A 19,869-nucleotide genomic window follows, 5' to 3' on the forward strand; every position below is an offset into this window, starting at 1 on the left:
CGGTTCAACCGGATTGTCGGGCGTCGTCCCCCGGGTTTTTCCAGACGTGGCTGGACGGCGTTTCCAGGTAGCGGGCGGCGGCCTGACCGCGGGAGGCCACCTGCAGCTTGTCGAGGATGTTCGCCACGTGGCGCTTGACGGTGTGCGGGCTCAGGTCGAACGCCCGGGCGATCAGCTTGTTGCTGTCCCCGGCGGCCATGCGGGCCAGCACGTCGCGCTCGCGGGCGCTGAGGGTGTGCGCCATGGGGGTGGCGGCCGCCCGGTCGGGCTGGCCGGCCCAGCGGCGCAGCCGGGCGATGTCCTCCAGGGACATCAGGCCCTTCCAGTCGGCGTTGGCGACCGTGCGCAGCGCGCGCGGGCCGGCGAAGCGCACGGCGCCCGCCTCGCCGTCGGCCGCCACGCGGTCGAACACCGGGCGCAGCGCGAGGGCGGCGTCGCGCACCTGGCCGTTCATCAGCAGGGCCTGGACGAAGCGCACGCGCACCTCGACGGCCTGGCCGTACATCTCGAGCGCTTCCTCGTCGACCAGGGCGCCGGCGTACAGGGCGGCGGCGCGGGGCCAGTCGCCGTCGAGCGCGGCCAGGCGGGCCGGCAGGGTGGCGCGTTCGCGCAGGAAGATCTCCCGCTCGTCGGGGTTGTGGTGGGCGGCCAGCTGCGCGGCGATGGTGCGGAAGGACTCGTCGTCGTCCAGCATGCCGGCGACGCGGGCGTGGAAGAAGGTCATGTGGCCGAGCCACACGGTGCGCCGGCCGCTGGTGCGGTCGTCGTCGAGGCTGGTGAGGCCGGTGCGTGCGGCGGCGAGCGCGGCGCCGTGTTCGCCGCTGACCGCGAGCGCCAAGGCCGAGAACGAGCCCAGGTAGCCGCTGAGGTTCGGTGGGTTGTTGAGCCAGCGGCAGTCGTCCTCCACGCTGCGCAGCGTGTCGAGGGCGGTGGCGGTGTCGCCCTGCCACAGTTGCAGCGCACCCTGCAGCGCCATCGCCAGCACGCGCAGCGGCGAGGGGGTGTCGGGCACGGTGCGGCGCAGCGCGCCGTCGATGTAGCGGCGCACCGGGCCGGCCACGCCGGGCAGGCCCACGAACGAGGCCAGCGGCACGCACTGCAGCCACAGGGCGGGGTCGTCCTGCGTCTCCAGCAGGTCCATCATGCGTTCGAGGGCCGGGGCCACCGAGTGCATGCGCGAGTGGGCGAGGGCGTGCCAGCTGTCGGCCTGGTGGGCGACGGCCTCGACCCACGCGTCGAGCGGACGGCGGCGCAGCGGCTCCAGCAGCGCGGCCGAGCGGGCGAGCACGCCACCGGCCGTCATGCCGAGCACCAGCAGCACCAGGGCGCGCTGCGCGTCAGCCGGGCGGTCCTCGGTGGCGTGCAGGGTGGCGGCGCGTTCGAGGGCGGCGCACATGGGCAGCAGGTCCCAGTGGGCCCAGGCGCACAGGCCCAGCAGGTGGTTGAGGCGGGCGGATCGTTCGCGGCGGTCGGCCGGGAACTGGGCCAGCAGGCGGCGCAGCGGCAGCACGGCGCCGCTGGCCAGCATGGACGGGCCCAGCTGGTACAGCACGGCCTCGGCCTCGTCCCAGGCGCCGGCGCGGGTCAGCCAGGCGACGCGGTGGGCGGGGTCGGGTTCGGTGTCGGCGGCGCGGCGCAGCAGGGCGGGCAGTTCGTCGGCGTGTTCGGCCTGCAGCCGGTCTTCCAGGAAATCGCGGAACAGGTCGTGCAGGCACAGCGTGGTCTCGCCGGCGCCGTCGGCCCCTCGCACCGAGACGAACAGGCCGCGGCGCTCGACCTCGTCGAGCCGGCGGGCGGCGAGCGGGTCGCCCGACACCACGGCACAGCGCGACGGGGACAGCACCGGCAGCACGGCGCAGCGCAGCAGGAAGGTGCGCAGGTCCGGGTCGAGGCCGCCGAGCACCTCGCTCGCCAGGTAGTCGAACACGTGGCGGTCGCGCAGGTTGCCGCCGGGGCCGCCGGCGGCCTGGAGGGACTGGCTGAGCGCGAGGCGCAGGCCCACGGCCCAGCCCTGGGTGCGGTCGGTCAGCGCCCGCACCTCGGCATCCGTCACGTCGCGCGAGGCGGTGCGGGCGAGGGCGTGGATCTCCTCGTGGCCGAAGCGCAGCTGTTCCTGGCGCACCTCGGCGAGGTCACCGAGCGCACGCAGCTTGGCGAGGGCCAGCGGCGGGTCGGAACGGCTGGCGACCAGCACGCACCAGTTCGGGGGCATCTGGCCCACGAGGGCGTCGAGGAACTCGAAGACGGCGGGGTCTTCGATGCGGTGGGCGTCGTCGAGCACGATCACGCCCGCGGGCACCTCGGCGCTGGCGAGGGCATTGAGCAGCTCGGCGACGAGGGCCTGGCGCGGCGGGCGGGTGCCGTCCTGCGCGGCCACCAGCGCGTCGGGCGAGGTGCGCCAGGGCAGGTCGTACGGGTCGAGTGCTGCGACGAGGCACGCGGCCACGCGGGTGAGGTCGTCGTCGGGGTCCGCGGCGATCCACGCGACGGCCGTGCCCTCGGGCAGCAGGGCCAGCTGGCGGGTGATCGCGGCCGTCTTGCCGAAGCCGGCCGGCGCGCTCACGAGCACGAGCCGCGCCGTGCCCAGCGCCACCGCGAGCTGCCCCTCGAGCAGCGGGCGGGCGATGAGGCCGGGCCGCAGGCGGGGCGGCTGGATCTTGGTCAGGGCGAAGGGGGCGGACACGGCGGGCGGCGACGGGAAGTCGTATCGGCCGGATTCTCGGTCCTTTCGGGTGGTGTGCGGGAGAACCCGGGCCCCTGATCCCGGGGGCGGGTTCGACCCCGAAACATCTGTCCCCCGAAACGGGTCATCCCGGCGGATGCCGGGACCCTGGGCACCTCGGCGGAGGCACAGGGTCCCGGCCTGCGCCGGGATGACAACCGTGAGTGAGGGACGCGTGGAGCGTCACTTGCGCGGCCGCTTCGACCCGCGTGCATCCGCCGGCGCCGTCGTCCCCTTCACCGCGGCCTGCGCCAGCTTGAAGAACACGTCGGTGTTGTCGATCACGCCGGTGAACGCGAGCGCGCCGGGACCGAAGGCCGACAGCGGGATGTCGGTGGCGGTGTGCACGGCCGACTCGCCGGGCACCTGGCCGGTGACCAGGAAGTCGCCCATCGCGTCGTCACGCTCCATCGGGTTGGCCGGGTACCACTTCAGCGGCTCCTGCTTCACGAGGGGCTGCTGGCTGTCGCGCAGCGGGGTGTTGTTGGTGCGCCAGTCTTCATGGCGGTCGGCGTTGGCGCCGTAGCCCACCAGCAGGCGGTAGTCGATGTCGGTGGCCTCGGGGTAGCCGTCGGCGGCCAGCCGATAGCGCGGGAAGCCGGCCTTCTCGTAGACGCCCACGACCTTGTCACGCAGGTTGGCCACGCCGCGGGCCTCGCCGGCGGCGCGCAGGGCCGAGTCGGTCAGCATCGAGCCGCCGATCAGCGCGGCGCCCGAGCACTCGTGGTCGGCGGTGACGATCACGAGCGTGTCACCCTGCTCGCGGGCGAAGTCCTGCGCCACCTGGATCGCGCGGTCGAACTCGATGGTGTCGAGCATCCAGCGCTCGGTGTCCATGTTGTGGGCCTGCTTGTCGATCGAGGCGCCTTCCACCATCAGCACGAAGCCGTTGCGCTGCTTGCGCAGCACGGAAAGCGCGCGGGTGGTCATCTCGTCGAGCATGGGCTGGTCGGGGAAGCCGTAGTCGTCCACGACGCTGCCGGTGATGCCCTTCTTCGCGCCGCGGCGGCCGTCGATCTTGTCGAGGGCCACGTTCATGTTCGAGAACGCGAACAGGCCCAGCAGGCGGTCGGCGCCGGTGGCGGCGTCCATCTCGGTCTTCGTGGCGGCGTACTGGAAGCCGGCGCCCTGGAAGTCACGGATCAGGTCGCGGCCCTTGTCCTTCGAACCCGGTGCGGCGCCCCAGCGGCGAACGATTTCGGCGGTGTGCGGGTCGGTGGCCGAGAAGGCGTAGTCGTTGCCGTCCGCGCGCTCCGAGCCCGGCGTGCCGGCGGGCAGGAACCACTTGCGGCCGCCGCCCATCAGCACGGTCAGGCCCGTGTTGCCGCGGTCGTCGAAGAACTGGTCGACGATGCCGGTGCCGGCGCCGCGGTTGCTCGTGTGCACGGCGTTGCCGGCGGGCGTGGCGTCGAACACGTCGGCCGTGGTCACGATGCCGAGGGCCTTGCCCTGCGTGCGGTGCAGGTACTCGGAGAGGTATTCGATGCGCGGGTTGTCGAACGGGTCGGTGGTGTCGTCGGGGAACACGCCTTCCTCGTTGTTGTTGTTCTTGTTGCCCGAGACGTACGAGGTCATGCCCGGCGACGAGTCGGTCACCACGGAGTTCAGCGACGCGGTCTTGACGAGCGCGGTGGCGGGGAACGTGTCCATCGCGAGCGGCGCGATGGCCTTGCCCTGCGCGTAGCCGCCCTTGACGATGCGCGCGGCGGTGCGCTGCGAGGCGCCCATGCCGTCGCCCACCATGAGGATCACGTTGCGCACCTTGCCGCCGGTGGCCACGTCGAACGGCACCACCTCGAAGTTGCCGCGGGCCGTGACCTTCTCGCCGTTGCCCTGCGTGGCCACCACGGTGAACTCGTGGCGGCCGGCCTTGTCCAGGCTCACCGCGCGCACGGTGGCGATGGCGGACTCGGCGGGCACACCCTTCACGCAGCCGCTGGCGCAGTCGCGCAGCGCGACGGGGGCCGAGACGGGTTTGCCGTCGATGAAGAACCGGGCCTCGGTGATGCGCTGGCCGGCCTCGGGCTTGACGGTGGCCTGCAGGTCGAAGCGCTGGCCGGGCAGGAAGCGGGCGATCACCGGGTCGGGCTGGCCCGTGGCGAACAGTTCGCTCGGAGGCGTGAGGCGGGAGACGGTCGGAGCGGCCTGTGCGGTGCCGATGGCGGCCAGGGAGAGGACGAGCAGCGGGAGGACGGGTTTCACGTCAGTGCTTTCGTGCGGAGGGTCAGTGGGAGTGAGCGGGTGCGGGCGCGAGCGACACGGTGGTGGCCGTGGCCGCGGGATCGAGCTGGAGGCGGAACCACGACACACGACCGTCGGCGCCTTCGACGCGGCCCACCTGCAGGCGGCCGGTGAGGGCGACGAGGCCGGGCTGGTGCGCGACGATGCGGTCCTGCTGCATGGGGTCGAGCAGCACGGTGACGGTGGCGGGCGGCAGGTCGTCGGCATCGCCGTCGGCGTGTTCGCTCATGCGCACCGGGCGCGGCGTCAGCTGGAAGCGGCCCGCCTGGGCGTCCTCGCGCGACACCATGTAGCCCACGATGCGCACCGTGCGGCCGTCGATGGCACGCAGCCCGTCGGCGATCTCGAGGCCGCGCGGACCCACGGGCTGGCGGAAGAAATCGGAGAAACGCAGGTCCACCGGGTCCTCGGTCGACGTGGCCGTGGGGCCCGCGAAGGCGGGCGAGGCGGCGAGCGTGAGTGCGAGGAGGGCCGCGAACATCACCGCGAGGACGGCGGCAGCCAGCGTGGCGAGGGGGGAGAGGCGTGACGCGCAGGGCGCGGAGGGAACGGCGGACATCGGGGAAGGGTGACTGCTGCGGAGCAGCCGGCGAGTCTGTCGCCCCGATGTGACGCTGCCGTGACGACCGTCCCGGCCGGGGCTACAACGCCCCGAACCGCGCCTTCCGCTGTGCCGTGTACGCCCACCACGGCGCGGGCGCCGCACCGCGCATGAAGTCGGTGGCGGCGATGAAAGTGTCGAGCACGCACGGGTCCTGGCGCTGGCCGGTGGCCTCGCACAGGCGGCGGTACAGCGTGTAGGCGTCCTGGTCGTGCAGTTCGCGCGGGTGCTGGATGCCGATCAGGCGGAGGTCGGCGGCGAGTGCCGGGCCGATGTTGGGCAGTTGCTCCAGGCGCTCGCAGTCGCTGGCGTGGCGAGCCTTCGGCGCCTTGATCGCGGCGGGGCGGCGAGCGGTGGCCATGGGGTCACATGAAGCCGTTGCGGATCAGGCCCACGGCGAGGCCTTCGAGTTCGAAGTCGACATCGCCGAACGGCACGACGATGGGTTCGAAGTCGGGGTTCTCGGGCAGCAGTTCGATGGTGGTGCGCGTGCGGTGCAGGCGCTTGACGGTGACTTCGTCGCCCAGGCGGGCCACGACGATCTGGCCGTTCTTCGCTTCCTTCGTCTTGGCGACGGCGAGCAGGTCGCCGTCCATGATGCCGGCGTCGCGCATGCTCATGCCGCGCACCTTCAGCAGGTAGTCGGGGCGGCGGGAGAACATGCTGGCTTCCATCAGGTACGTCTGGTCGATGTGTTCCTGGGCCAGGATGGGGCTGCCGGCGGCCACGCGGCCCACGAGCGGCAGCGACAGCTGCGAGAGGCTCGGCAGCGGCAGGCTGAACTGCTTGCCGCGGGTTTCGTTGAGCGCGCGCAGTGTGTCAGACTTCAGGCGGATGCCGCGCGAGGTGCCGCCGACCAGTTCGATGACGCCCTTGCGCGCCAGCGCCTGCAGGTGTTCCTCGGCGGCGTTGGCCGAGCGGAAGCCCAGTTCGCTCGCGATCTCGGCCCGGGTGGGCGGCGCGCCGGTGCGCTCGATGGCGCTTTGCACCAGGTCGAGGATCTGCTGCTGGCGGTCGGTGAGTTTGGGCGCGGCTTGCATCGGGGCTTTCCTTGGTGGCGCTGAACGTTCATCCAGTGGCTGTATTTTTATCCAGCTTCACGAAAAATGCAAAACACGAATGCGGTGGTGGTGGTGCTGGGCACCGGCGGAACGATCGCGGGGACGTCCGCGCCCGGGGGCGACGAGCGCCTGTACCAGGCGGCGCAGCTGACCGTCGGCCAACTGCTGCAGGCGGTGCCGGGCCTGCCGCCGGGGCTGGAATGCGAGCAGGTGGCGCAGGTCGACAGCAAGGACATGACCCACGGCGTGTGGCACCGGCTCGTCGCGCGCCTGGGGTCGCACCTCGCGCGGCCGGAGGTGGCGGGGGTCGTGGTGACCCACGGCACCGACACGCTGGAGGAGACCGCCTGGTTCCTGCAGCGGGTGCTGGCACCGGGCAAGCCGGTCGTGCTGACCGCGGCGATGCGCCCGGCCACCGCCGCGGCGCCCGACGGCCCGGGCAACCTGCGCGACGCGGTCGCGGTGGCGCTCGACGCCAGCGCGCGCGGCGTGATCGTGGCGATGGCGGGGTCGGTGTTCGCGGCACGCGACGTGCGCAAGGCCCACACGTCGAAGCTCGACGCGTTCGATGGCGGCGACGCGGGACCGCTCGGTGCGGTCGCGGACGGGAAGGTGACCTGGCTGCGCGAGGTGCCGTCGGACCGGCCGCTGGGCGCGACCCACCTGCCTCCGGACGTGGGCACCTGGCCGCGCGTGGACCTGGTCACGAGCCACGCGGGCGCGGACGGCGCCGTGGTGGACGCGCTGCGCGCGATCGGGGCGAAGGGGATCGTGGCGGTGGGCACCGGCAGCGGCACGCTGCACGAGGCGATGCAACGTTCGCTGCACGAGGCGCAGGCGGCCGGCGTCACGGTGTGGCGCGCGACGCGCTGCGCGCGGGGCGAGGTCGCCGAGCGGCCGGGTGACTTCCCCGGCGCGGGCGACCTCACGCCCGCGAAGGCCCGCATCGAGCTGATGCTGGCCCTGATGGGACGGACTTAGACGACCGTCAGCGTCACGTCGATGTTGCCGCGGGTGGCGTTCGAGTACGGGCACACCTGGTGGGCGGCCTGCACGATCTGCTCGGCGACGGCACGCTCGACGCCGGGGATCGTGATCTTCAGCTCGGCCTGGATGCTGAAGCCGGTGGGGATCGGGCCGATGCCGACGTTCGCGGTGATCGACGTGTCGGCCGGCAGCGCGACCTTCATCTTGCCGGCGACGACCTTCATCGCGCCGATGAAGCAGGCCGAGTAGCCCGCGGCGAACAGCTGTTCCGGGTTGGTGCCGACGGCGCCGTTGCCGCCCAGTTCCTTCGGGGTGGTCAGCTTGACGTCGAGCACGCCGTCGGACGACTTGGACGTGCCTTCGCGGCCGCCGGTGGAGGTGGCGGTGGCGGTGTAGAGGACTTTTTCGAGGCTCATGGTGGGCTCCTGTGTGGAAGGGGTACTGCGGTGACGAACGGAAGGATCAATGCGCTTCGGGCGCATCGGGGGCGGAAGCACCCAGCAGCTGCGCACGCAGCTGCTGGAGGCGTTGGGTGAGGGACGTGATCTCGTCGAGGTGGCACTGCATCGCGTCGGCCAGCTGCGGCGGCACGGTGCGTGCCGTCTGGCGCAGCGCCTCGCCGGACTCGGTGAGGCGCACGCGCACGCGGCGTTCGTCGCGGGTGTCGCGGGTGCGCACCAGCCAGCCCGAGGCCTCCATGCGCTTGAGCAGCGGGCTCAGCGTGCCGAAGTCGAGGAACAGGCGCTCGCCGAGTTCGGCCACGCCCAGTTCGCGGTGCTGCCACAGCACGAGCAGCACGAGGTACTGCGGGTACGTCACCCCGAGCGGCGCGAGCAGCGGCTTGTACCGCTTCGTCATCGCGAGCGACGTCGAGTACAGCGCGAAGCACAGCTGGCGGTCCAGCTCGAGCCAGCGGTCGGCGTCGGTCGTCGGGGTGGGGATCGGTGTGGCATCCATGGGGTGGACTGTAAATTGAATCGTGAGCGATGTAATCGTTCGATCTTTAAAACCCTTTCGCGCATGCGGTGATCCGTCACGCTCGCGGGGCTGCACTGGCATGCCGCGTGCGTCGAAACCCACCATGAAAATTCCTTCGAGTGGAGCAAGGGTGGACGTGATGAAGCGGTGGGTGGGGAAGCTGAAGATGTGGCAGAAGTTCGCCGTGCTGGGCGGGCTGGCCGTGGCCATGGTGGCGCCGCCGACGGCGATGGTTGTCGCGACGAACGTCGCGCGGCTCCGCGCGATCGAGCAGCAGCAGGCGGGCATGGGCCCGGCCGCCGACGTGCTCAGGCTCGTGCAGCTGACGCAGCAGCACCGCGGCCTCACCGCGTCGGTGCTGGGTGGCGACACGGCCAAGGGGGCGGCCCGCGCCGAGAAACAGAAGGCCGTGGGCGAGGCGCTGAAGCAGGTGCTCGAGTCGACGAAGCCGTATGGCACGCAGCGCCTCGGCGAGCGCCGCGACGCGCTGCAGATCGGCTGGCAGACGCTGGCGGGCGACGTGGACGGCGGGAAGGTGAGCCCCGCCCAGAGTTTCGCGCGGCACACCGCGCTCGTCGCCGAGGCGCTCACGCTGCTGGGCGACCTCGCCGACGTGTCCACGCTGTCGTTGAACCCGGATCCGGGCGTGCACTTCCTCAACGTGGCCGTGCTCGCGGAACTGCCCGAGCTGTCCGAACTGATGGGCCAGGCGCGTGCGCGGGGCGCGGCGCTGCTGGCGGGCGGGTCGGTGGATGCGGACGAGCGCCAGCCGCTCACCGCGCTGCTCGATCAGGTGCGCAAGCGCACCCGTCGGGTGCAGATCGCCTTCGACAAGGCCGGCGACGCCCGGCCGCACGACGAGGCACTGGCCGCGGCCATCGCCGACGCCACGCGCGCCGCCGGTGCGGCCGCGCAGCTCGCCGAGAGCGAGGTGGTGTCGTCGGGGGCCACGCCGATGGCCTCGGGCGACTACTTCAAGGCCATGACCGGCCACATCGACGCCCAGTTCGCGCTGGGCGGCGTGGCCTTCGAACGCCTGCAGGCCTCGCTCGACGGCGAGGCCCGCCGGGCGCGCACGACGCTGGCGCTGCTCGCCACCGGCCTCGCGCTGGGCGCGCTCGGGGTGCTGTGGATCGTCGTCACGATCACCCGCACCACGTCGGGCGCCGTGAAGGACGCGCTGGCCGCCACGGAGGCCCTGGCCCGCGGCGACCTGTCGTTCGCCGTGCGCGTGGGCACGCAGGACGAGATCGGCCGCCTCGCGGGCGCGCTCGGCACGTCGATGCAGCAGCTGGCCGGGGTGGTGCACAGCATCAAGGCGTCGAGCGACTCGATCGCCACGGGCTCCGACCAGATCGCCGCCGGCAATGCGGACCTGAGCCAGCGCACCGAGGAGCAGGCGGCCAACCTGCAGCGCACCGCCGCGTCGATGCACCAGATCGCCGAGACGGTGCGCGCGAACGCGGACAACGCGAAGGCGGCCGCCGACCTCGCCGGCTCGGCGAGTTCGGTCGCGTCGCGCGGCGGCGAGGTGATGGCGCAGGTGGTGGCCACGATGGACGACATCGCCAGCCGTTCGCGCCGCATCGGCGACATCATCGGGGTCATCGACGGCATCGCCTTCCAGACGAACATCCTCGCGCTGAACGCGGCCGTGGAAGCGGCCCGGGCGGGTGAGCAGGGCCGCGGCTTCGCCGTGGTGGCCGGCGAGGTGCGGTCGCTCGCGCAACGCAGCGCGGAGGCCGCCCGGGAGATCAAGGCACTGATCGGCGCGAGCGTCGAGAAGGTGGAGGAGGGCACACGCCTCGTGGGCGACGCGGGCCACACGATGACCGACATCGTGGCCCAGGTGCGCCGCGTGAGCGACCTGATCGCCGGCATCGGCCACGCCACGGTCGAGCAGACCGCCGGCATCGGCCATGTGAGCGACGCTGTCGCCGAACTCGACCAGGTCACGCAGCAGAACGCCGCGCTGGTGGAGGAATCGGCCGCGGCGGCCGACAGCCTGCGGCAGCAGGCGGACCGGCTGGTGGCCGCGGTGAGTTCGTTCCGCCTCGGGTGATCAGGGGGGCGAGAGCGCGTCCAGCGCCTCGGTCAGCTCCAGCCACCGCGACTCGGCCGCGGCGGTGTCGACGTCGATCTGCTTGAGCCGCTTGCCCTGTTCGACGCGCTGCGCCGGGCTCACGCCGGCCCCGGCCGCGGCCGCCTCGATGTTGGCCTTCTCCTGCGAGAGCGTCTCGATGCGGCGCTCCACCTGGGCCAGTTCGGTCTTGAGCGGCTTGGCCTGGTCGGCGGCCTTCTGGCGCTGCTGGGCGCTCGCCTTGCGGTCGTCCTTGCCGGCCGAGGCCGCGGCCTTCTGCGCCTTGACCTTCGCCGAGCCGGCCTCGCGCGCGGCCTTGGCCATCTCGCGGGAGGTCTCGAGCAACCACTTCTGGTAGTCGTCGAGGTCGCCGTCGAAGGGCTTGACCTCGCCGCCGCTCACGAGCCAGAACTCATCGCACACCTCGCGCAGCAGCGCGCGGTCGTGGCTCACCAGCATCACGGTGCCCTCGAACTCGTTGAGCGCCATGCTCAGCGCCTCGCGGGTGGTGAGGTCCAGGTGGTTGGTCGGCTCGTCCATCAGCAGCAGGTTGGGGCGCTGCCACACCAGCATCGCGAGCACCAGGCGCGCCTTCTCGCCGCCGCTGAGCGAACCGACGGATTGCGTGACCATGTCGCCCACGAAGCGGAACGAGCCGAGGAAGTCGCGCAGTTCCTGCTCGCGCCCCGGCGGACCCACGTCGCGCGCGAGGCGCACCATGTGCATCAGCGGGCCGTCGTCGAGCTGCAGCACGTCGAGCTCCTGCTGCGCGAAGTAGCCGATCGACAGGCCCTTGCCTTCGGTGACCTCGCCCGAGATCAGCGGGATGTCCTTCGCGATGGTCTTCACGAGCGTGGACTTGCCCTGGCCGTTCGCACCGAGGATGCCGATGCGCTGGCCGGCCAGCACCGAGCGGTTGATGTCGTGCACGATGGGCACGCCGTCGTAGCCGCAGGTCATCATCGAGAACGCGAGCATCGGGTTCGGCAGGCTCACGGGCTCGCGGAACTCGAACTGGAAGTCGCTGCTCGTGAGCACCGGCCCCAGCTTTTCCATGCGGGCCAGCGCCTTCACGCGGCTCTGCGCCTGCTTGGCCTTGCTGGCCTTGGCCTTGAAGCGGTCGATGAACTTCTGCAGGTGCGCCATGCGCTCCTGCTGCTTCGCGTAGTTGGCCTGGGCCTGCACCAGCCGCTCGGCGCGCATCTCCTCGAACGCCGTGTAGTTGCCGGTGTAGCGGGTCAGGCGCGCCTCGTCGAGGTGCACCGTGACCTTGGTGATGGCGTCGAGGAACTCGCGGTCGTGGCTGATGACGATCATCGTGCCTTCGTACCGCTGCAGCCACGCTTCCAGCCAGACGAGGGCGTCCAGGTCCAGGTGGTTCGTGGGTTCGTCGAGCAGCATCAGGTCGGCCGGGCACATCAGCGCGCGGGCCAGTTGCAGGCGCATGCGCCAGCCGCCCGAGAAGCTGTTCACCGGGTCGTCCACCTGGTCGATGCGGAACCCGAGGCCCATCAGCAGCGCCTGCGCCTTCGGGCGCGCCTCGAAGCCACCCGCCTCGGCGATGGCCTGGTGGGCCTCGGCCATGGCGTTGCCGTCGTCGGCCGCCTCGGCCGCCGCCAGGGCCGCGTTGGCCTCCATCAGGCGGGTGTCGCCCTCCAGCACGAAGTCGGTGGCGGGCTGGTCGGTCTCGGGCATCGACTGGGCGACCTCGGCCATGCGCCAGCGCGGCGGGATGGACACGTCGCCCGCGTCGGATTGCAGGCGCTGCGCCAGCAGCGAAAACAGCGACGACTTGCCGGCGCCGTTGCGGCCGATCAGGCCGACCTTCTCGCCGGGTTGCAGCGTGACGCTGGCATCCTGCAGCACGACCTTGGTGCCGCGGCGCAGCGTGATGTTCTTGAGGACAATCATGGTGAAATCGAATCGACAGACCGCGATTCTCGCCGACGACGCTTTCCAGGAGACTTTCGATGACCCTCGGCCTCACCACCCGCCTGCTGCACGCCGACCATTTCAAGGGCGTGGAGCATGGTGCCACCCACGAGCCGATCCACACCGCCGTGGCCTTCGGCTACGACAACGCCCGCGACCTCGTCGCCGTGTTCCAGGGCGAACGCAGCGGCCACGTCTACGGCCGCCAGGGCAGCCCGACGCTCGGCGCCGTCGAGCGCAAGATCACGATGATGGAGGAGGGCACGGGCACCGTGTCGTTCAGCAGCGGCATGGCCGGCATCGCCGCGGTGTTCTGGTCGCTGCTGCGCCGGGGCGACCACGTCGTCTCCAGCCAGTTCCTGTTCGGCAACTCCAACAGCCTGATGCAGCAGCTCGAGGCCATCGGCTGCGAGGTGACGATGGTGGACGCCACCGACGCGGCCGAGGTCGCCCGGGCGATCCGCCCGGAAACCCGCATCGTCTTCACCGAAACCATCGCCAACCCGCGCACCCAGGTGGCCGACCTGGAGGGCATCGGCCGCCTCTGTGCCGAGCGCGGCCTGCTGTTCGTGGTCGACAACACGATGACCACGCCGTACCTGTTCCGCCCGGGCGCCGTGGGTGCCGGCCTCTCGGTCAACTCGCTGACGAAGTCGATCAGCGGGCACGGCAATGCGCTGGGTGGCGCCGTGACGGACACGGGCACGTACGACTGGACGAAGTACCCCAACATCCACGACTCGTACAAGAAGGGCCCGCCGGCCGGCTGGGGGCTGCTGCAGGTGCGCAAGAAGGGCCTGCGCGACACGGGCGGCACGCTCTCCGGTGAAAACGCCCACCGCATCGCCACGGGCGCCGAGACCCTGGCACTGCGCCTGGACCGCGCCTGCGACAACGCGCTGCGCCTGGCCACCTGGCTGCAGGCGCAGCCGGGCGTGAAGGCGGTGCACTACCCGGGCCTGCCGGGGCACCCGCAGCACCAGCGGGCGAAGGGGCTGTTCCGCCACTTCGGCGCGCTGCTGAGCTTCGAGGTGGACGAGGGCCGTGACCTGTTCGCGTTCCTCGACGCCCTGAAGGTCATCATCAAGTCGAGCCACCTGGGCGACAACCGCACGCTGGCCATCCCCGTCGCCCACACCATCTTCTTCGAGATGGGCCAGGCGCGGCGCCAGTCGATGGGCATCGCCGAATCGCTGATCCGCCTGTCGGTGGGCATCGAGGACTACGCCGACCTGCAGGCCGATTTCGCCGCGGCGCTGGTCGCCACGGCCCCGGCAAAGTAACGTACTGTGTCGACTTGCCCGGGCAGGTACACAGTGCCATCGGAAGGCCCCCGCGGCGGGGGTGACGGGACGATCATCCGCCCCGTCACCCACCCACAGGAGCCTTTCATGCCCCGCATCCAGCAAGTCCTCTACACCGGCAAGACCCACACCACCGGCGGCCGCAGCGGCGAATCCCGCAGCGACGACGGCCGCCTGAACCTGGCCCTCACGCCCCCGGGCGCGCCCGGTTCGGGCACGAACCCCGAGCAGCTCTTCGCGGCCGGCTGGTCGGCGTGTTTCATCGGCGCGATGGGCCTGGCCGCCAAGGCCCGCCACGTGGCGCTGCCGGCCGACACGGCGGTGGACGCCGAGGTCGACCTGGGCACCGGCGCGGGCGGCTACTTCCTGCAGGCCCGCCTGCGGGTGAGCCTGCCCGGCCTCGACCGCGCCGTGGCGCACGCCATCGTCGACACCGCCCACGAGACCTGCCCGTACTCGAAGGCCTCGCGCGGCAACATCGACGTGTCGATCACGCTCGCCTGACCTCGCCCCCGGAGCCCCGATGCTGTCCCGCCTGATGCCCCGCACGCTGTTCGCCCGAGTCACCCTCGTCATCGTGGTGGGCCTGGCGGTGGCGCAATTGCTCGCGTTCGCCTCGATCCGCCACGAGCGGGGACAGGCGCTGCGCGAGCTGATGATGACGGGCGTCGAGCTGGACATCGCGAGTTCCGTGGCCATCCTGAACCGCCTGCCGGCGCCGGAACGGGCCGGCTGGCTCGACCGCCTCGCGCGGCCCAACTACCGCTTCGTGCTGGAAGGCTGGGTCGACGGCGAGCCGCCGGCCTCGCCGGTGCTGCGCGGCTTCACCGAGGCCATCGAGAACGCGCTGCGGCCGTACCCGGTCACGCGCGTGGCGCAGGTGCCCTCGGCCCACGAGACGGTGCGGATGCTCGTGCGCCTGGACGACGGGAGCGACCTCGTCGTGCAGGCCCGCCGCGTGCCCATGCCCGTCTCGGACTGGGTGCTGTGGGCGCTCGCGCTGCAACTCGTCGTGCTCGCGGCCTGCGGCTGGGCCGCGGTGCGGCTCGTGACCCGGCCGCTCGCCGACCTCGCGTCGGCGGCCGACCGGCTCGGGCCGGACCTCAAGCGCCAGGTGCTGGCGGAGCAGGGCCCCACCGAGGTCGCGCGCGCCGCGAAGGCGTTCAACGCGATGCAGCAGCGCATCGCCGGCTACATGGACGAACGCGTCGAAATCCTCGCCGCCATCTCGCACGACCTGCAGACCCCCATCACCCGCATGCGCCTGCGCACCGAGCTGATGGACGACGAGGCCGCGCGCGACAAGCTGCAACAGGACCTCGACGCGATGCAGGCGCTCGTGAAGGAAGGCGTGACGTACGCGCGCACGCTTCACGGCGAGACCGAGCCGGCCCGCCGGCTCGACCTGGACGCGCTGCTCGACTCGATGGTCGGCGACTACCAGGACACCGGCCACCCGGTGACCCTGGAAGGCCGGGCCGGCGCCCCCGTGACGACGCGGCCCCAGGCGTTGCGGCGGGTGGTGGGCAACCTCGTCGACAACGCGCTGAAGTACGCCGGCGACGCGCAGGTGAAGGTCGAGGTGGCGTCGGACCACGTCGTGATCTCGGTGATCGACCACGGCCCGGGCATCCCGCCCGACCAGCTCGACGCGGTGCTCAAGCCCTTCCATCGCGTCGAGGGCTCGCGCAACCGCGACACGGGGGGCACCGGGCTCGGGCTGTCGATCGCCCACCAGCTGGCGACGGCCATCGGCGCACGCCTGTCGCTGCACAACCGCCCTCAAGGCGGCCTCGAGGTCCGGGTCGAGCTGCCCACCGCCTGACCTCCCAACTTCTTTTCGAGAGGAACCCGACCATGGTGTCCCAGACCACCGCGGCGCGTGCGCGCGCCTTCCTGCTCCGTGCCGTCGCCGTGGCGATGGCCGCGGCGTTCGCCATCGGCGCCGCGATGCGCCTCGCCTCCGCCGGTGACTTCGGCTTCGGCGGTTCCGTGGCCCCCACGGCCACGATGCCGCCGCTCGACGGCGCCACGGCGTGGATCAATTCGCCCGCGCTGACCACCGACAGCCTGCGCGGCAAGGTCGTGCTCGTGGACTTCTGGACCTACTCGTGCATCAACTGCCTGCGCACGCTGCCGCACGTGCGCGCCTGGGCGCAGAAGTACCGCGAGCACGGCCTCGTCGTGCTCGGCGTGCACACGCCCGAGTTCGACTTCGAGCGCAACCCGGGCAACGTGCTGCGGGCCACGCGCGACCTGAAGATCGACTACCCGGTGGCGGTCGACAGCAACTTCGCGCTGTGGCAGGCCTTCGGCACCCGCGCCTGGCCCACGCTGTACTTCGTCGATGCGAAGGGGCAGATCCGCGGCCAGCAGCTCGGCGAAGGCCGCTACGACAAGGCCGAACGCATGATCCAGCAGCTGCTGCGCGAGGCGGGTCGCACCGGCGTGCCCGACGACCTCGTGTCGCCGCAGGGCGCCGGCACCCAGGCCGCGCCGGCGCCGGTGCCGGCCGAGTCCGGCGAGACCTACGTGGGATCCGACCGCGCCCAGGGCTTCACCGCGGCGGAAGGCCGGCTGCGGGCCGGCCGGGCCGAGACCTATGTGCCCGCGACGTCGCTGCGCACGAACCAGTGGACCCTCGGCGGGACGTGGAACGTGGCCGGCGAGTACGCCCAGTCCGACCAGAAGGGCGGCCGCATCGCCTACCGCTTCCGCGCGCGCGACCTGCACCTCGTGCTCGGCCCCACGGTGGACGGCCGCCCGGTGCGCTTCCGCGTGCGCGTGGACGGCATGGCACCGAAGGACGACCACGGCAGCGACACCGATGCCGAGGGCTTCGGCCAGGTGGACGCGCAGCGCCTGTACCAGCTCGTGCGCCAGCGCTCGTCCGGCACCGACCGGCTGTTCGAGATCGAGTTCCTGGACCCGGGTGTGCGAGCGTACGCGTTCACCTTCGGCTAACCTCCGTCTCCGAACGAGGAGTACACGATGTTTTCCGAGATGGGCGACCACATCCTGATCGTCGACGACGACCGCGAGATCCGCGAGCTGCTGAGCACGTACCTGGTGAAGAACGGCATGCGCGTGGCCACGGCGCCCACGGGGCGCCACATGCGCGTGGCGCTGGAGGAATCCGGGCCGTTCGACCTGATCATCCTCGACCTGATGATGCCGGGCGAGGACGGCCTGTCGCTGTGCCGCGACCTGCGCGCGGGCAAGCACAAGGCCATCCCCATCGTGATGCTGACGGCGCGCAGCGAGGAACCGGACCGCATCCTCGGCCTCGAGATGGGCGCCGACGACTACCTCTCCAAGCCCTTCGCCCCGCGCGAGCTGCTGGCCCGCATCCGCTCGGTGCTGCGCCGCACCCGCATGCTGCCGCCCAACATGCGCGTCGCCGAGGAAGCCTCGCGCCTGGTCTTCGGCGAGTGGCAGCTCGACACCGTCGCCCGGCACCTCGTGGACACCGAGGGCGTCGTGGTGCCGCTGAGCGGCGCGGAATACCGGCTGCTGCGCGTGTTCCTCGACCACCCGCAGAAGGTGCTCAACCGTGACCAGTTGCTGAGCCTCACGCAGGGCCGAGAGGCCGAGCTGTTCGAGCGGTCCATCGACCTGCTGGTGAGCCGGCTGCGCCAGCGCCTGCGCGACGACGCGCGGGAGCCGAAGTTCATCAAGACGGTGCGCAGCGAGGGGTACGTGTTCTCGACGCTCGTGGCGCCGGGCGGCGACTGAGTTTGTACGCTCGTGTATCCGGACGCGTTCCGGGCACACGGGCATTCAAAACGGGCCTTTCCGAACACACCGGGGATACGTCGCGGCGGTCTACTGGATGGCATCGGAGGACGCAACCGGCGGCCTCCCAACCCCCCGAAAAAGGCACCGTCATGACCCAGGACCTCCAACCCCGCCGCCGCGGTTTCCTCGCCGCCGCCGCCACGTTCGCCGCCGCCCCCGTCTCCGCGCTGAACCTGCTGGCGCCCTCCGTCTCCCACGCGGCCGCCGCCTCGGGCTTCGGCACCATCAAGCAGATCGACGCGGGTGTGCTGAACGTCGGCTATGCCGAGGCCGGCCCGGCCGACGGCCCGCCGGTGGTCCTGCTGCACGGCTGGCCGTACGACATCCACACGTACGTCGACGTGGCCCCGATCCTGGCCCGCGCGGGCTACCGCGTGATCGTGCCGTTCCTGCGCGGCTACGGCAGCACGCGCTTCCTCTCGAACGACACGGTGCGCACGGGCCAGCCGGCCGCGGTGGCGCAGGACATCGTCTCGCTGATGGACGCGCTCGGCATCCGGCGCGCCATCGTGGCCGGCTGCGACTGGGGCGCGCGCACGGCCTGCGCCGTGGCCGTGCTGTGGCCGGAGCGGGTGGAGGCGCTCGTGTCCGTCAGCGGCTACCTGCTGGGCAACCGCGACGCCGGCCGCCAGCCGCTGACGCCGCAGGGCGAGCTGTCGTGGTGGTACCAGTTCTACCTGAGCACCGAACGCGGCCGCCTCGGCTACGACAAGTACCGCGTCGACTTCTCGCGGCTGATCTGGCAGCAGGCCTCGCCGCAGTGGCGCTTCGACGAGGCCACCTTCCAGCGCTCGGCCGCGGCGTTCGAGAACCCGGACCACGTGGCGATCGTGGTGCACAACTACCGCTGGCGCCTGAGCCTCGCCGACGGCGAGTCCCGCTACGACGCGCTGGAGGCCAAGCTGGGCACGACCCCGCCGGTCCGCGTGCCGGCGATCACGCTGGAGGGTGACGCCAATGGGGCACCCCACCTGCCGCCCGCGGCCTATGCCGCGAAGTTCGCGGGCCCGTACGAGCACCGCAACCTCGGCGGCGGCATCGGGCACAACCTGCCGCAGGAGGCGCCGGAGGCGTTCGCGAAGGCCGTGATCGACGCCGGTCGGATGCGCAAGGCCTGAGTCCGCTCAGCGGGCGGGCGCGTCGCGGAACCGCGCGATGCGCTCCTCGTCCGGCGGGTGGCTGCCCAACGCGATCGGCAGCGAGGGCAGACCCGCCTCGCGCTGGTGGTCGCGCAGCCGCTCGAACATCGTGGCCATCACCGACGGCGGGATGCCGTTGGCCTGCAGCAGCGCGATGGCCTCGCCGTCGGCCTCGCGCTCGTGGTCGCGGGAGTAGCCGAGCTGGCCCAGCAGCGCGGGCGCCGCGGCGAACAGGCTGCTGAAGTCGCCGAAGGCGATGCTGGTGGCGGTGCCGAGCAGCGTGGCCTGCACCAGCGTGCGCATGCCGTGGCGGTGCTGCACGTGGGCGGCCTCGTGCGCGAGCACGCCCACCACCATGTCCTCGTGGCCGTCGACGAGTTTCACCATCTCGTCGGTCAGCACCACGTGGCCCCCGGGCAGCGCGAACGCGTTGGGCCCCATCTTGCTCTTGTTGAAGTGCAGGTCGATGGGCGCGACCGACGGGCCCGCCTTCCGGGCCGCCTTCGCCCACGCGGCGCGCAGGCGCTGCTGCTGGTCGGCGGGCAGCTCGGTGGGCTGCAGCCAGCCCTCGGACTGAACCGACCGCATCACCAGGTCACCGAGCTCCTTGTCGAAGGTGTGCGGCACGAAGGCCAGCACGGCGCGGGTGCCCAGCGGCAGGCCCCAGGCGTACACCACGCCGCACAGCACGAGCAGTGTGAGCGTGGCCCAGGCGGTCCAGCGCCAGCTCTGCTGTGCCTTGACCACCCACGACTCGCCCAGGCCGTTGCGCCGGGCCCAGTGGTCGAACGCGAGCGGGTTGCCGAAGTGCAGCGCGCCGCCGTCGCGCAGGTGAGCCTGGCGCGCGCCGTGGCGCTGACGTTCGGGCCACTGCACGTGGCGCATCGGGATGGCGTCGGGGGTGTCGTCGCCCGCATCGATGCGGAGCCGGTCACCGTCGATCCAGACCTCGGCCTCGCGTCCGCGCGCGGACGTGCCGTCGAAGTAGCGGGCTGCCAGCCGGTCGGGGGACGCCGTCATTCGCCG

The 19,869-nt window shown here is 71.9% G+C and carries 17 protein-coding genes; 8 read left to right on the forward strand and 9 right to left on the reverse strand.

Annotated elements, in window-relative coordinates:
- Nucleotides 1-4: 4 nt before the first annotated feature.
- The 5 genes from A4W93_RS10010 to lexA all read right to left on the reverse strand — a co-directional run bounded on the left by A4W93_RS10010 (nucleotide 5) and on the right by lexA (nucleotide 6,604).
- A complete protein-coding gene (locus A4W93_RS10010) occupies nucleotides 5-2,683 on the reverse strand; it encodes a winged helix-turn-helix domain-containing protein (protein ID WP_085750467.1) in 2,679 nt (892 codons plus the stop codon).
- A gap of 222 nt (nucleotides 2,684-2,905) precedes the next feature.
- Nucleotides 2,906-4,924, reverse strand: a complete 2,019-nt coding sequence (locus A4W93_RS10015; RefSeq protein WP_237357742.1) for an alkaline phosphatase — start codon at nucleotides 4,922-4,924, stop codon at nucleotides 2,906-2,908.
- 22 nt (nucleotides 4,925-4,946) lie between these two features.
- Complete coding sequence (locus tag A4W93_RS30360) at nucleotides 4,947-5,522, reverse strand: hypothetical protein (RefSeq protein ID WP_237357743.1); 576 nt, start codon at nucleotides 5,520-5,522, stop codon at nucleotides 4,947-4,949.
- An 82-nt stretch (nucleotides 5,523-5,604) separates the two neighbouring features.
- The gene (locus A4W93_RS10020) at nucleotides 5,605-5,925 is read right to left on the reverse strand and encodes a helix-hairpin-helix domain-containing protein (RefSeq protein WP_085750469.1); all 321 of its coding nucleotides are present in this window, start codon (nucleotides 5,923-5,925) and stop codon (nucleotides 5,605-5,607) included.
- 4 nt (nucleotides 5,926-5,929) lie between these two features.
- Complete coding sequence (gene lexA, locus A4W93_RS10025; RefSeq protein ID WP_085750470.1) at nucleotides 5,930-6,604, reverse strand: transcriptional repressor LexA; 675 nt, start codon at nucleotides 6,602-6,604, stop codon at nucleotides 5,930-5,932.
- A 66-nt stretch (nucleotides 6,605-6,670) separates the two neighbouring features.
- On the opposite strand from lexA, the gene A4W93_RS10030 reads away from it, so the two are divergent.
- Nucleotides 6,671-7,606 (forward strand): asparaginase, encoded by a 936-nt coding sequence (locus A4W93_RS10030; RefSeq protein WP_085750471.1) that lies wholly within the window; start codon nucleotides 6,671-6,673, stop codon nucleotides 7,604-7,606.
- On the opposite strand, the gene A4W93_RS10035 is transcribed toward A4W93_RS10030, so the two are convergent.
- Both A4W93_RS10035 and A4W93_RS10040 read right to left on the reverse strand, forming a co-directional pair.
- Nucleotides 7,603-8,028, reverse strand: a complete 426-nt coding sequence (locus A4W93_RS10035) for an organic hydroperoxide resistance protein (RefSeq protein WP_085750472.1) — start codon at nucleotides 8,026-8,028, stop codon at nucleotides 7,603-7,605. The genes A4W93_RS10030 and A4W93_RS10035 overlap by 4 nt on opposite strands.
- A gap of 46 nt (nucleotides 8,029-8,074) precedes the next feature.
- A complete protein-coding gene (locus A4W93_RS10040; RefSeq protein WP_085750473.1) occupies nucleotides 8,075-8,569 on the reverse strand; it encodes a MarR family winged helix-turn-helix transcriptional regulator in 495 nt (164 codons plus the stop codon).
- A gap of 160 nt (nucleotides 8,570-8,729) precedes the next feature.
- Between A4W93_RS10040 and A4W93_RS10045 the strand changes: the two genes are divergently transcribed.
- Entirely contained in the window at nucleotides 8,730-10,652 is a 1,923-nt protein-coding gene (locus tag A4W93_RS10045; RefSeq protein ID WP_169726528.1) for a methyl-accepting chemotaxis protein, read from the forward strand.
- On the opposite strand, the gene A4W93_RS10050 is transcribed toward A4W93_RS10045, so the two are convergent.
- The gene (locus A4W93_RS10050; protein ID WP_085750475.1) at nucleotides 10,653-12,581 is read right to left on the reverse strand and encodes an ABC-F family ATP-binding cassette domain-containing protein; all 1,929 of its coding nucleotides are present in this window, start codon (nucleotides 12,579-12,581) and stop codon (nucleotides 10,653-10,655) included.
- A 59-nt stretch (nucleotides 12,582-12,640) separates the two neighbouring features.
- On the opposite strand from A4W93_RS10050, the gene A4W93_RS10055 reads away from it, so the two are divergent.
- The 6 genes from A4W93_RS10055 to A4W93_RS10080 all read left to right on the forward strand — a co-directional run bounded on the left by A4W93_RS10055 (nucleotide 12,641) and on the right by A4W93_RS10080 (nucleotide 18,822).
- Nucleotides 12,641-13,885, forward strand: a complete 1,245-nt coding sequence (locus A4W93_RS10055) for a cystathionine gamma-synthase family protein (protein ID WP_085750476.1) — start codon at nucleotides 12,641-12,643, stop codon at nucleotides 13,883-13,885.
- A gap of 108 nt (nucleotides 13,886-13,993) precedes the next feature.
- Nucleotides 13,994-14,410: an organic hydroperoxide resistance protein gene (locus A4W93_RS10060; protein WP_085750477.1), complete on the forward strand. Its 417-nt coding sequence runs from the start codon at nucleotides 13,994-13,996 to the stop codon at nucleotides 14,408-14,410.
- Nucleotides 14,411-14,429: 19 nt separating this feature from the next.
- Nucleotides 14,430-15,731 (forward strand): ATP-binding protein, encoded by a 1,302-nt coding sequence (locus tag A4W93_RS10065; RefSeq protein ID WP_085750478.1) that lies wholly within the window; start codon nucleotides 14,430-14,432, stop codon nucleotides 15,729-15,731.
- A gap of 32 nt (nucleotides 15,732-15,763) precedes the next feature.
- Nucleotides 15,764-16,870 (forward strand): thioredoxin family protein, encoded by a 1,107-nt coding sequence (locus A4W93_RS10070; RefSeq protein ID WP_085750479.1) that lies wholly within the window; start codon nucleotides 15,764-15,766, stop codon nucleotides 16,868-16,870.
- A 27-nt stretch (nucleotides 16,871-16,897) separates the two neighbouring features.
- Nucleotides 16,898-17,641 carry a response regulator gene (locus tag A4W93_RS10075; protein WP_085750480.1) on the forward strand — a complete coding sequence of 248 codons (744 nt, stop codon included), beginning with the start codon at nucleotides 16,898-16,900 and terminating at the stop codon, nucleotides 17,639-17,641.
- A gap of 152 nt (nucleotides 17,642-17,793) precedes the next feature.
- On the forward strand, nucleotides 17,794-18,822 hold the full coding sequence (locus A4W93_RS10080) for an alpha/beta fold hydrolase (protein WP_085750481.1): 1,029 nt from the start codon (nucleotides 17,794-17,796) through the stop codon (nucleotides 18,820-18,822).
- Between the two features lie 6 nt (nucleotides 18,823-18,828).
- On the opposite strand, the gene A4W93_RS10085 is transcribed toward A4W93_RS10080, so the two are convergent.
- Entirely contained in the window at nucleotides 18,829-19,863 is a 1,035-nt protein-coding gene (locus A4W93_RS10085) for a M48 family metallopeptidase (protein WP_085750482.1), read from the reverse strand.
- Nucleotides 19,864-19,869 lie beyond the last annotated feature (6 nt).

This window comes from Piscinibacter gummiphilus (genome assembly GCF_002116905.1).
Taxonomy (GTDB): Bacteria; Pseudomonadota; Gammaproteobacteria; order Burkholderiales; family Burkholderiaceae_C; genus Rhizobacter; species Rhizobacter gummiphilus.